The sequence below is a fragment of the Bradyrhizobium australafricanum genome (assembly GCF_020329495.1).
GTDB classification, from domain to species: domain Bacteria; phylum Pseudomonadota; class Alphaproteobacteria; order Rhizobiales; family Xanthobacteraceae; genus Bradyrhizobium; species Bradyrhizobium australafricanum.
The window spans coordinates 224,916-237,278 of the sequence record NZ_JAGKJL010000003.1 but is presented as its reverse complement, the minus strand read 5'-3'; the positions used below and the strand labels follow the sequence as shown (position 1 = coordinate 237,278).

The 12,363-nt window shown below is 64.6% G+C and carries 12 protein-coding genes; 6 read left to right on the top strand and 6 right to left on the bottom strand.

The window, feature by feature from the left end; translation table 11 throughout:
- Positions 1-3 precede the first annotated feature (3 nt).
- On the bottom strand, positions 4-342 hold the full coding sequence (locus tag J6525_RS04635; protein ID WP_024583097.1) for a P-II family nitrogen regulator: 339 nt from the start codon (positions 340-342) through the stop codon (positions 4-6).
- A gap of 659 nt (positions 343-1,001) precedes the next feature.
- Between J6525_RS04635 and J6525_RS04630 the strand changes: the two genes are divergently transcribed.
- The 6 genes from J6525_RS04630 to J6525_RS04605 are packed head-to-tail and all read left to right on the top strand — an operon-like array spanning position 1,002 to position 8,733.
- Positions 1,002-1,247 (top strand): acyl carrier protein, encoded by a 246-nt coding sequence (locus tag J6525_RS04630; protein ID WP_057020315.1) that lies wholly within the window; start codon positions 1,002-1,004, stop codon positions 1,245-1,247.
- Positions 1,248-1,251: 4 nt separating this feature from the next.
- Positions 1,252-2,454, top strand: a complete 1,203-nt coding sequence (locus tag J6525_RS04625; RefSeq protein WP_376708430.1) for an acyl-CoA dehydrogenase family protein — start codon at positions 1,252-1,254, stop codon at positions 2,452-2,454.
- 1 nt (position 2,455) lies between these two features.
- Positions 2,456-3,379, top strand: coding sequence for an amino acid--[acyl-carrier-protein] ligase (locus J6525_RS04620; RefSeq protein ID WP_057020313.1), 924 nt, complete (start codon positions 2,456-2,458; stop codon positions 3,377-3,379).
- A 1-nt stretch (position 3,380) separates the two neighbouring features.
- Positions 3,381-4,379 (top strand): DUF1839 family protein, encoded by a 999-nt coding sequence (locus J6525_RS04615; RefSeq protein ID WP_225642590.1) that lies wholly within the window; start codon positions 3,381-3,383, stop codon positions 4,377-4,379.
- A gap of 44 nt (positions 4,380-4,423) precedes the next feature.
- A complete protein-coding gene (locus J6525_RS04610; protein WP_225642401.1) occupies positions 4,424-6,934 on the top strand; it encodes a glycoside hydrolase family 2 protein in 2,511 nt (836 codons plus the stop codon).
- Positions 6,931-8,733 carry an alpha/beta hydrolase gene (locus J6525_RS04605; RefSeq protein ID WP_225642399.1) on the top strand — a complete coding sequence of 601 codons (1,803 nt, stop codon included), beginning with the start codon at positions 6,931-6,933 and terminating at the stop codon, positions 8,731-8,733. The genes J6525_RS04610 and J6525_RS04605 overlap by 4 nt, the downstream gene beginning before the upstream one ends.
- Before the next feature lie 27 nt (positions 8,734-8,760).
- Here J6525_RS04605 and J6525_RS04600 read toward each other — a convergent pair whose 3' ends face one another.
- The 5 genes from J6525_RS04600 to J6525_RS04580 form a co-directional block, all read right to left on the bottom strand.
- Positions 8,761-9,387 carry an ATP-dependent Clp protease proteolytic subunit gene (locus J6525_RS04600; RefSeq protein ID WP_092081250.1) on the bottom strand — a complete coding sequence of 209 codons (627 nt, stop codon included), beginning with the start codon at positions 9,385-9,387 and terminating at the stop codon, positions 8,761-8,763.
- A gap of 52 nt (positions 9,388-9,439) precedes the next feature.
- Positions 9,440-9,796 (bottom strand): SRPBCC family protein, encoded by a 357-nt coding sequence (locus tag J6525_RS04595; RefSeq protein ID WP_225642397.1) that lies wholly within the window; start codon positions 9,794-9,796, stop codon positions 9,440-9,442.
- Positions 9,793-10,107, bottom strand: coding sequence for an ArsR/SmtB family transcription factor (locus J6525_RS04590; RefSeq protein ID WP_016841428.1), 315 nt, complete (start codon positions 10,105-10,107; stop codon positions 9,793-9,795). The genes J6525_RS04595 and J6525_RS04590 overlap by 4 nt, the downstream gene beginning before the upstream one ends.
- A gap of 177 nt (positions 10,108-10,284) precedes the next feature.
- Positions 10,285-11,604 carry an ammonium transporter gene (locus tag J6525_RS04585; RefSeq protein ID WP_225642394.1) on the bottom strand — a complete coding sequence of 440 codons (1,320 nt, stop codon included), beginning with the start codon at positions 11,602-11,604 and terminating at the stop codon, positions 10,285-10,287.
- Between the two features lie 147 nt (positions 11,605-11,751).
- The gene (locus tag J6525_RS04580; protein WP_028335836.1) at positions 11,752-12,090 is read right to left on the bottom strand and encodes a P-II family nitrogen regulator; all 339 of its coding nucleotides are present in this window, start codon (positions 12,088-12,090) and stop codon (positions 11,752-11,754) included.
- Positions 12,091-12,363: the final 273 nt, after the last annotated feature.

The window sequence follows — 12,363 nt, the reverse complement described above, 5'->3', positions numbered from 1 at the left end:
AAATCAGAGGGCCGCGGCATCGGCCTCGCCGGTGCGGATGCGCACGGCGTGTTCGAGGCTGATGACGAAGATCTTGCCGTCGCCGATCTGGCCGGTCTTGGCGGCGGAGGTGATGGCGTCGATGGTCTTGTCGACCTGATCGGAATTGACCGCGACCTCGATCTTGATCTTCGGCAGGAAGCTCACGGCATATTCGGCGCCGCGATAGATTTCCGTGTGGCCTTTCTGGCGGCCGTAGCCTTTGACTTCCGTCACCGTGAGACCGTGAACGCCAATGGCGGTCAGGGCGTCACGGACCTCTTCGAGTTTGAATGGCTTAATGATCGCCATAACAATTTTCATGAGTCCTATCCCCGCTTGGGCCCGGTGCGAATGAACACCGGGAGTTTCGACTGAGGTTCACCACGCGGAGGACATCCACTACGCGGGCACAGCCTGGACCCTTAGAATCAAATGCCGTGCCAAACGGCCGGAGTTCGCTAATGGATTATGAATCCGGACCTTTTCCCGCTTTACGGGTGGGAGGTGCCCCTGCGCTATTCCGCCGCGCCTAAAATATGGTCAGGCCTGTCTAGAACGCAGGCACGGCTAACTCCGGACACAATTCTGCTCAGCCGCGGGGCAGTAGGCGGTATCCGGCGAGCGCTTCTGGATCCGCCCCACGGTCCGCGAACACCCTCTCGATCATTTCGCCATTCGCGTCTGTCGGACGATTGCGCGATAGGAATTTGATGTTGGGTTTCATCGGCTTGTTTGGGTTCCCACCCCGAACCGGGACCGGCGCGAGGACAGTTGCGGCAGCCTCGCCGCGTCGTTCTGCGCGAAGCGGACAAGGGCTCGCATCAGGTACGCCCGCCAGGACAGCAAATGCTGGACTTTTGCCGGCGCTCGTTACCGATCGTTAGCTGTCTGTAACATTGTCGTTCCGGCGTTAACGCCACGGTTGCCGTCGTTGCGCTATTGCCGCCGCATAAGAACTTCAATGACAGGTGGGGCAACCAATGATTGATCGTATCCGCGCGCTGCTCGAGCAGCAGCCGATGATTTCGCTGGATTTCAACACAATCACCGACGACACGAATCTCTATGACGCAGGGCTGACATCCTTCGCCACGGTGCAGGTGATGCTGGCGCTTGAGGAAGAGTTCAACATCGAATTTCCCGAGGCGATGCTCACGCGACGGACCTTCTCGTCGCTCGCCAACGTCGCCGACGCCGTTTCACGGCTGACACAGCGGGCGGCGTAAAACCATGATCGTGGTGAGAAAGATAGAGCCCGTGCCGGCCTCTGCCGCCACGCCGGCCGAGCGCATGCGTTTGGTCGCCAAGGTCGCGGCGCAGCAGGTCGATGCGGTAGACCGTGAGGGCCGCTTCCCGGCCGATACCATCGAAGCATTGAAGCGCGAGCGCCTGCTCGGCGTTGCGATTCCCGTCGAGCATGGCGGGGAGGCATTGGGCACGATGGAGATCGCGGAGCTGATCGTTCAGCTCGCCCAGGCCTGCGGCTCGAGCGCCATGATCTACGCCATGCACCAGATCAAGACGTCGAGCTTCGTCAGCCATGGCGGCGCCAGCGACTGGCATCTGGCCTATATGCGCCGCATTGCGGCGGAGCAGTTGCTGATGGCCTCGGCGACCACGGAAGCCGGCATCGGCGGCAATCTGCGCAATTCGATCTGTGCGGTCGAAGTGGCGGACGGCCGCTTCTCGCTGACAAAGGAAGCAACCGTTATTTCCTACGGCCGCCACGCCGACGCGATTCTTGCCACGGCGCGGCGCGCTCCCGACGCGGCAAGCTCCGATCAGGTGATGGTTGTCATTCCCGCGGACCTGAACCGCACGCTGGAGCGCACCTCCGTATGGGATACGCTCGGAATGCGCGGCACCTGTTCGGACGGTTTCCATCTCGTCGCGCATGGTGACGCGGCGCAGATTTTCCCCAAGCCGTTCTCGGAGATCGCGGCACAGTCGATGCTGGCGAGCTCGCATATCTTCTGGGCGGCGACCTGGTTCGGTATCGCCACCGATGCCTTCAATCGCGCGCAAGCATTCGTCAAGGCTGCGGCGCGCAAGCAGGCGGATGGAAGTCTGCCGCCGGGTGCGCTTCGGCTCGCCGAGGCAGCCGCCCTGCTTCAGGAGATGAAGGGTCATCTCACGGCTGCCATTGACCGCTTCGATGCGGCCAAGGGCAATGACGACGCGCTCTCCTCGATTGGCTTTACCGCCGAGATCAACGCGTTGAAGGTCGCTGCGAGCGAGAAGGCTGGGGCGATCGTGCGGCTCGCCATGCTGATCAACGGCATCGTCGGCTACAAGAACGGCACGCCGTTCAGCGTCGGCAGGCATCTGCGCGATGTGAGCTCAGCGCCGCTGATGATTTCGAACGACCGTATTCTTTCCAACACCGCGACGCTCCTGCTGATGAGCCGCTTTGACACCAGCCTGAGAGGTTGAGATGGACGCCAAGACGTTCGATGCCAAGAGCCTGCTCGACACCCTGTTCGACAAGAGCATCCTGTTCAAGACCGGAGTAGACGGGCTTTATGGCCGCTCCGGCGTTTTCGAAGACGTGATCGAGCGCTTTGAGCGGCTCGTGACCAGCATCGGAGCGCCAGACAAGGCAACCCGCATCCACTTCCCGCCGGGCATGAGCCGCGCCACGCTTGAAGGCAGTGGCTATATGAAAAGCTTCCCCCAGCTTGCAGGCTGCGTGCATTCCTTCATGGGCGGCGAGCGCGAGCATGCGCAGCTTCTCGGCATGATGGCTGCGGGAGAGGACTGGACCGAACTGCAGCAAGCGACCAACGTCGTGCTGACGCCAGCCGCCTGCTATCCGCTCTATCCGACCGTTGCCGCGCGCGGTCCGGTGCCCGATGACGGTGTGCTGTTCGAGCTTTCCTCTTACTGCTTCCGTCATGAGCCTTCCAAGGATCCCGCGCGCATGCAGCTGTTCCGCATGCGCGAATTCGTCCGCATCGGTACGGCCGAGCAGGTGTGCGCCTTCCGCGAAAGCTGGCTGGAGCGCGGCAAGGCGATGATCGAATCCCTCGACCTGCCCTGCGAGGTTGATCTCGCCAACGATCCGTTCTTCGGTCGCGGCGGCAAGATGATGGCCAACAACCAGCGCGACGAGGGACTCAAGTTCGAGCTGCTGATCCCGGTAACCAGCATCGAGAAACCGACGGCCTGCTTGTCCTTCAACTATCATCGCGACCATTTTGGCCAGACCTGGGGCCTCAAATTCGCGGATGGCAGCCTGTGCCACTCAGCCTGCGTCGGCTTCGGGCTGGAGCGCGTGGCGCTCGCGCTGTTCCGCCATCACGGCCCTGACGTCGAGGCATGGCCGGCTTCCGTGCGTGACACGCTTTGGGGCAACTGAAATGCAGAGTGCCATCGCCGGGCTCGATCCGGCCGACTACAAGCCGCACCTGCTACACGACGCGGAGCGGCGATGGCCGCAGACCAACTGCTATGTCGATCTTCTGATCGAAGTCATGCATGCGAACGGGAATGACCCGGTCGCTGCGCTCGGCTTCACCGTGGCGCAGGATTTCGAAGGCGACCAGTTCACGTTCTTCAAGTTCCCGACGGCCGACCTGCAGCGATTGGCCGGCCTGGATATCCAGGAACTGTCCGTGTTCGATCGTCTGGAGGCGCACGTTCTCAATCAGATCGAGCGCGGGCGGCTGCCGCTGGTCGAGGTCGATGCCTTCTACCTGCCCGACACGAAGGGCATCACCTATCGCAGTGGCCATTCCAAGACGACGATCGGCGTCAACGTGCTCGTTCCCGGGCGCCGCCACATGGCCTACTTCCACAACGACGGCTACTTCGCCCTGGACGGCGAGGACTATGACGGCATTTTCGGGCAGCGCAACGACGCGCCGGCCGGCGGCCTGCCGCTGTTTCCCTATGCCGAGTTCGTCAAGTTCGACACCATGCGCCCCTCGCGCGATCCGGTCAGTGCGGCCACGGAAATCCTCGCGCAGCATCTGCGGCGGAGGCCGAAGCGCAATCCGCTCGATGCCTACGCGGCCGTGTTCGGCAGCCATGCCGAGGCACTGGCCGCCCGGTCACCGGAGTATTTTCACGTCTACGCCTTCAACACGTTGCGGCAGGTGGGCGCCAATTTCGAACTCCTCTCCAGTCATCTGGAATGGCTGGGACGGCACGGCGAGGCCGGTCTGGCCGAGGCGATCGAAGCCGCCGCGGCAATCGCCGAGGGCGCCAAGGTCATGCAATTCAAGCTCGCCCGCGCCATGGCCCGGCATCGGTTCGATGGGCTCGCGGACGCCATCGGGCCGATGGCCAAGGCCTGGCAAACGGTGATGGACGCTCTGGACGGTCGCATGGCGGATCTCGCCAGCAAGGCAGCGTAGGACCGGCCTGCCGGTCATGGGAATGCATGTGTATGGACGCTTTGGTGTCGACGACCGACACGGCCGAGCCTCTGGACAGCGGCTGGTGCATGGTCGTCTCGCCAGCCGGCGCGTGGGCGTCTCCGGCGGCGATCGACGGCAGCGCCGAATGGCTGGAGGCGGCGTGCCCCGGCACGGCCGCTGCTGCGCTGGAGCGGCTTGGCCGCTGGGACCGCAACCATCCTACTCCGCTGCACGACCAGGACGTCTGGTATCGTCGCCGGCTCGATGTCACCGGCCCGGCCCGTCTCGTATTTGACGGCTTGGCGACGGTTGCAGAGGTCTGGCTCGACGATCGCCTCGTGCTGTCCTCGACCTCGATGTTCGAGCGCCATGATGTGGCCCTGACGCTTGCCGGCGGCGAGCAACTGGCCATCGCATTCCGCAGCCTCGACCGCCATCTGGAAACCCTGACCGGTCCGCGTGCGCGCTGGCGGCCGCGCATGATCGACGATCAGCGGCTGAGGCTCGTACGGACCACGCTGATCGGCCATATGCCGGGTTGGTGCCCCGGCTTCGATATCGTCGGACCATGGCGACCGATCAAGCTGATCCGCGATACCAACCGGCAAGGCGTGCGCGATGTGCAAATGCAGGCCGACCTCGTCGGCACAACAGGGCATCTTTCCATCGCGATCACGCTGGTCGAGCCGTTTGATGACGCGCCGGCCACGGTCGCCTGTGCGGGCGCTGTCGCCGCATTGACTTCAGAGACAGCGACGCGGCTGACGGCGAAACTGGATATTGCGAACGTTGCGCCATGGTGGCCGAGCAGCCATGGCGATCCGGCGTTGCACGAGGTTGTCGTCACGCTCGGCTCGATGCGAGTAACGCTCGGCCGCGTCGGCTTCCGGCATATCGAGATCGATCGCGGCACCGACGGACGCGGCTTTCGGCTGGTCGTCAACGGCGTATCCGTCTTTTGTCGCGGCGCGGTGTGGACGCCGTCCGACCCGGTGCGGCTGCCGTCCTCACGCGAAGAGATCGCGCGCGACCTCGATCTTGCACGACGGGCGGGCGTCAACATGCTCAGGGTCGGCGGCACGTTCGTCTACGAGGGCGACGCGTTTCACGAGCTTTGCGACGAGATGGGCATCCTGGTCTGGCAGGACCTGATGCTCGCCAATTTCGACTATCCGGCGAAGGACGAGGCCTGGTGCGCGTCGCTCTCGCGCGAGGTCGAGGACCTGCTCACGCGGCTCAGGCATTCGCCATCACTCGCCGTTCTGTGCGGCGGCAGCGAGGTGGCACAGCAGGCGGCGATGATGGGCATGCCGATGTCGATGGATCCGACGCCCTGGTTCGACAAGGTGGTGCGCCCCATCGCCGAAGCGAAGCGGCCCGACCTGGTGCTTGTGACGTCATCGCCATCCGGCGGCAACCTGCCGTTCACGGCCGATGGCGGGCCGATGCATTATTACGGGGTCGGCGCCTATTGCCGGCCGCTGGATGACGCGCGCCGGGCCGAAGTGCGCTTCGCAAGCGAATGCCTTGCCTTTGCCAATGTGCCTGACCAGGCAACGCTGGATGCGCATCTGCCGGTGCCGCCGGTGCACGATCCGCGCTGGAAGGCGGGTGTGCCGCGCGACGTCGGCGCGTCGTGGGACTTCGAGGATGTGCGCGAGCACTATCTGGAAACGCTTTTTTCCGTCGACGCGCGCCGGCTGCGCATCGAAAATACCAGACGCTATCTCGAACTCTCCCGTGCGGTGACGACCGAGGTGGTGGAGCGCACCATCGACGAATGGCGCAGACCCTGTTCGCCGACGGCTGGAGCGCTGCTGTTCTTCTGGAAGGACTTGCGGCCGGGCGCGGGTTGGGGCGTGGTCGATTCGACCGGCCGGCCCAAGCCCGTCTGGCACGGGCTGAGGCGCGCATTTGCCCCGCTACGGCTGATCCTGAGCGACGAGGGCGTCAACGGACTGACCGTCCATGCCGTCAACGATACTGCGAAGACCGTTCGGGCGACATTATCGCTGACCTGTCTGCGGGATGGCGTCACGCCGGTGGTGTCAGCGCGCCAACCAATCAGCGTGCCGGCGCACGGCGGCCTGTCGCTTTCGGCCTTCTCGGTACTCGGCGCCTTTTTCGATATTTCCTACGCCTATCGCTTCGGGCCGCCCGGACATGAAGTCACCGTTGCAAGCCTGGAAGGCGACGACGGGAAGATCTTTGCCGAGGCCTTCCATGTGCTGCCGGGTGTCATGACCGCGCAGCGCGACGTCGGCCTGACTGTGAGTTTGGTGCGTCGGAAGGACGCGTGGCGGCTGCGGCTGGCCTGCAAACGCGCGGCCTACCACGTCTCCATCCAGGATGATCGGTTCGTTCCAACGGAGAACAATTTCCACCTGATGCCGGGCATCGAGCGGGAGGTCGGCCTTGACGGTCCGCCCCTGGCGACGCCTGGCGGCGCGGTGACGGCGCTCAATGCCGATCGCGACGCGAGCTACGAGGTGCCGAGAGCGGAAGAATTGGAAGTCGTGCGGACAAGGGAGTCCGCCGGGAGCATGACATGAAACCAGTTGTCTTTGCCGATACCATCGGCTGGCTGAACGTAGCGAAGGGGCGGCGGGGCGTTGTCATCGCCGGCGCGCATGGTCATGAGGATCTGTGCAGTCGCCGATTCCTGAAGCTGTTGTCCGACAGGGCGGCCGCGGCGGGCCTGCCTGTCCTGCTGTTTGACTATCCCGGCTGCGGCGACGCCGCCGGCGACGATTCGGCGCCGGGCCGGGTGATGGCCTGGACCGCAAGCATCGGCGCGGCGATCGACCGGTTGAAGCGGGATTGCGGCGTGGAGGATGTCATCCTCGCCGGCTTCCGTCTCGGCGCGCTGCTGGCCCCGCTCGCTGCGGCGGGGCGGGACGACGTCGCAGGCCTTGCGCTGCTTGCGCCACCGAGTTCCGGCAAAACCTATGTGCGCGAAATCACCGCGATGTCGCGCGTGATCGATGGGTCGCTCGCCAAGAGCGCCGCAAGCGACGCGACGTTCGCCGAGGGCCGCGAGGTCGTCGGCTTCCGGCTTTCGCATGAGACGCTCGCCGATCTGTCGAGGCTGGATTGGCGGCGGGCCGTCGCGGCCCTTCCGCCCCTGCCGATGCTTTTGCTCGCGAACGGAAAGCCGTTGGCAGGCTCTGAAATCCGCGACGGTCGAACTTCTTTCGAAGGCGCGACAATCGCGGAGTTCAAGGACTATCACCTGCTCGTGTGCGACCCGACCGCGAACCGGATCCCGGCCGACGTTGTCGATTGCTGGGCGGATTGGTTGTCCGACCGGGCCGTCGCCGGCGTAGCTCGGGGCGTCGAATCCTTGACCGGCCGCGAGCTATTGGAGGGATCGCACTACACGGAAGAACCGGTTGTGATCAGGCAGGCGCCATTGATCTGTGGCGTGCTGACCCGGCCACGTGACGGCCATGCGGCCGATCCGGTCATCTTCCTCAACTCCGGCGGGGTGCCGCATGTCGGTTGGGCGCGCGGCACGGTCGAGGCGGCGCGCGAGCTTGCCGCCGCCGGCGTGGCGTCGCTTCGCATTGACCTGCCGGGCCTCGGCCTGAGCGACGATGCCGGGAGCAATCGTCTGTTCCTCTATGATTCCCGCACCCGCTTCGACGTCAGCGCGGCGATTGACTGGATGCAGCGGGCGGGCTTTGCCAAAGTCGAGCTTGTGGGCACATGCTCGGGCGCCTTCCAGGCCTTTCACACTGCGCGCGCGGACCGCCGCGTCCGCGCCCTGACCATGATCAACCCGCTCTGCTTTGCCTGGAACAGTTCCTACGCGCTGGAGCTTACGGCCTGGAAAGCATACGAAACCTCCAAGGCGAATCGCGGAAGCCAGCAACAGATCGGTCCGGCGGACGGGCCTGCGATGACGACCAGGTCCGCCTGGAAGCTGTCAGTGTCAGATAGCGCCAGGCGGCTGGTGCGGCGCGGATTGGAAGCCGTCAAGTCGACGCTATCGGCGATGCATCCGTCCGCCTTGCTTGGCCGTAACCGCGTCGAGCGCTGGATGCGCGAGCTTTGTAGCCGCGGCGTGCGCGTCCTCATGGTCACCTCGGACGGCGATCTCAGCCTGCAGGAGATCGCACGGCATTTCGGTCAGGACGGCAAACGGCTCACAAGCATCCCTGGAGTGACGCGGTTGACGCTGCCGAATGCCGACCATTCGCTGACGTCTCGTCATGCGCGGCGCGCTGTCGTCGCGCGCCTGATCGACCACCGCGGCGGCGGCAGGCGCGGAGGATCGAACCGTCCCGATACCGTGCGGGTCACGGTGCAGCATGCCGAGGTGAAGTCTAAATCGATGGCGCTGTCATGAACGGTTTGGCCGCTCCAGCGACGAAGATCAGCGCGGCACCGGATCATGCTTTTCGGCGGCGTCGCGTTCGGCGAAGACCTTGTCGATCAGTCCCCATTCGAGCGCCTGCTGCGCGGACATGAAGTGATCGCGATCCAGGGTCCGTTCCACGTCGGTTTCGGTGCGCCCGCAGTGCTGCGCATAGAGCCGGATGATGCGCCGCTTGGTCTCCTGCATCTCGGTGGCATGGATCAGGATGTCGGACGCCTGGCCCTGGAAGCCGCCGAGCGGCTGATGCACGTGGAGGCTCGCATTCGGCAGCGCGGCGCGGTGACCGGGCTCGCCGGCCATCAAGAGGAACGACCCCATCGAGCGCGCCGTGCCCATGCACAGCGTGTGCACCGGCGCCTTGATGAACTGCATGGTGTCGTACATCGCAAGCCCGCTGGTGATCACGCCGCCATAGGAGTTGATGTAGAGGTTGATCGGCTTGTTGGGGTTGTCGGCTTCGAGGAACAGCAACTGCGCGCAGACCAGTCCGGACATCGCATCATTGACCTCGCCGTTCAGGAAGATGATGCGCTCGCGCAGCAGCCTGGAATAGATGTCGAAGGAACGTTCGCCGCGGCTCGACTGTTCGACGACCATAGGGACGAGTTGCATCATGTCGCGCATCGGCGACCTCCATTGCTGCAGGTGATGAAGTCTCGGTAGGTGAGGTTGGGGATCAGGCCGCGCGCATCATTGTGCGGTTGTTGCTGTTGGCCGGTTGCGGCTGCTTTCCCCTGATGTCGCATGCTTGCTGGATGATGCGAAAGCGGGTGCCGCCGGCCTCGTTCGGCTCGATCCGGAAGGTGACATGGCTTTCGCGAAACGGCGGCTCGGACTCGCGCAGCCGGAAGCGCACCTCTTCGCCAGCGATCGATGACAGGGGTTCAGCGTCCGCGAGATCGCAATCCGGGAGCCAGCGTTCGCGCAGGGCCGGAATGGTCACCGCGCGCCATACTTTTTCAGGCGGTGCATCGAGCTCGTATTCGAGCACCAGGTCGGCGTCGTCATGATCAGGCTCAACTGTGTCGCTCATTGATCCATGTCCTTCAGCAGATCGGAGAGCGCTTCGATGCGCTTCGGCCAATAGGCGCGGTAGCGGGCGAGCCAGGTGCCGATGCTGGCGATGCCGTCCGGGTCGACCTCATAATTCACGAAGCGGCCCTGCCGCTGCTCGCGCACCAGCCCTGCCGCGCGCAGCACCGCCAGATGCTGCGACATCGCCGGTTGGCTGATCTCAAGTCCGTCGCGCAAGGCGCTGGCGTTCAGGCTGCCGCCGGCCAGCTTCTCAAAGACCTTGCGGCGGGTCGGATCGGCCAGCGCCTTGAAGATGTCGGTGTCGACCATGACGACACATAAGCATACACTTATGTGTCGTACAAGCCCGAACCTTGCTCGCGCCGTACTTCGTGACGTCGCGGCGCTCGGGTCCTTTGCATGGGGTTGTTTTACAAATTCGCCCTCGCGGTGGCCGGTGTCGTCGTCCTGGCCCGTGAGTCCGGCTGCCACCGCCGCCTCGGCTACTTACTGCAGCGCCTCGCCATGCTGGGAGATGTCGAGACCTTCGAGCTCCTGCTGCATCGAGACGCGCAGCGGGACGAAGGCGCTGACCAGCTTGAGCAGCACGAAGGTGACCCCGCCGCACCAGACAAAGGTGACCGCGACGCCGTAGAGCTGGATCAGCAGCTGCTTCGGATTGCCCTCGAGCAGGCCGGACGTGCCGCCGATTGCCGAGGCCGCGAATACGCCGGCAAGCAGCGTGCCGGTCAGGCCGCCGATGCCGTGCACGCCGAACACGTCGAGCGAGTCGTCATACTTGAAGCGATGCTTCAGCCAGGTGCAGGCCCAGAAGCAGACCAGGCCGGCAATGATGCCGATGACGACGCCGTGCCACGGCGCGACGAAGCCGGATGCCGGGGTGATGGTGCCGAGCCCCGCGACCGCGCCCGAGATCATGCCGAGCACCGACGGCTTGCGGCGCGTCGCCCATTCGATCGCGCCCCAGGTCAGCGCGCCGGCGCAGGCCGCAAGATGGGTGGCCGTGATCGCCATCACCGCGCGCGAATTGGCCGCGAGCGCCGAACCGCCGTTGAAGCCGAACCAGCCGACCCAGAGCAGGCCGGTGCCGACCACCGCGAGCGACAGATCGAACGGCGAAAGATTGTCATGGCCATAGCCGTGGCGGTTGCCCATCACCTTGGCCGCGACCAGGCCGCTGATGCCGGCGGAGAGATGCACCACAAGACCGCCGGCGAAATCCAGCACGCCCGCTGCAGCGAGGAAGCCGCCGCCCCACACCCAATGCGCCAGCGGCACATAGGCGAAGATGAACCAGCCGATCGAGAACAGCACATAGGCGGAGAACCGCATGCGGTCGGCGACCGAGCCTGCGACCAGCGCCACCGTGATGATCGCGAACGTCATCTGGTACAGCATGAACAGCGCTTCGGGGATGGTCTTCGCCGCCGGATTGATGCTGTCCATGGTGATGCCGGCCAGGAACCAGCGATCGAGCGAGCCGAGCCAAGGACCGTCGCCGACGAAGCTCAGCGAATAGCCGAAGGTGACCCAGAGGATCGAGACGAGCGCAACGGCGGTGAGGCTCTGCGCCATCGTCGCCAGCACGTTCTTCTTGCGCACCATGCCGGAGTAGAACAGCGCCAGTCCGGGGATCGTCATCATCAGCACCAGCGCGGTGGCGACGATCATCCAGGCGGTGTCGGCGGCGTTGACGCCGGAGCTGGATGCCGAGTCTTGCGCGAAGGCCGGCGTAGCCTGCGCGAGCAGGATTGCAGCAGTGATCGGCGCAGCTGATATCGCTGCACGAAGAGCTCGTGCCCCCATCATCATTCCCCGGCGGTCGTCGTTTCTTGGTGTGCGGTTGTGGCGTGCGCCGGCGTCGTTGCCGGCGATGATCTCGATCGTTTTGTTTGGGCATGATCTCCGCGCAAACGCTTTCCGCGTTTGTCGCGAGCGATCAGGCTCCAGGGTTCAGAGCGCGTCGTTGTCGGTCTCGCCGGTGCGGATGCGCAGCGCATGATCGATCGGCGTCACGAAGATCTTGCCGTCGCCGATCTGGCCGGTGCGGGCGTGCTCGGTGATGACGCTGACCGCCTTGTCGGCGAGCTCGGTATCGACGGCGATCTCGATCCGAAGCTTGGGCAGGAAGTTCACGACATATTCGGCGCCGCGATAGATCTCGGTGTGGCCCTTCTGGCGGCCATAGCCCTTCACCTCGGTCACCGTCATGCCGTGGACGCCGATCGCGGTCAGCGCTTGGCGCACCTCATCGAGCTTGAACGGTTTGATGATCGCGACGACGAGTTTCATGGTTCAGGCCTTCATTCCCTTGAGGTTTTCCGTGTGCGCCCGTCCCGGAGCGGCACTTGCCGTCCCGCGAGCCGGCACCTGCTGCCTCCCGGAGCGGCAATTTGCCATCCCCGAGCGGCACTTCGCGTCCGCCAAATCTGGCAGCTTTCTGGGCAAATGGCATAAAAAACTTGCAGGTTGAAGCGGAAAACATGCGCAGCGCGTGAGCTCCCTCACTGTACGGAATGGAAACGCTCGGCCACAATGTGGCTTTCCCGCCCCGGCCAGCGCTCT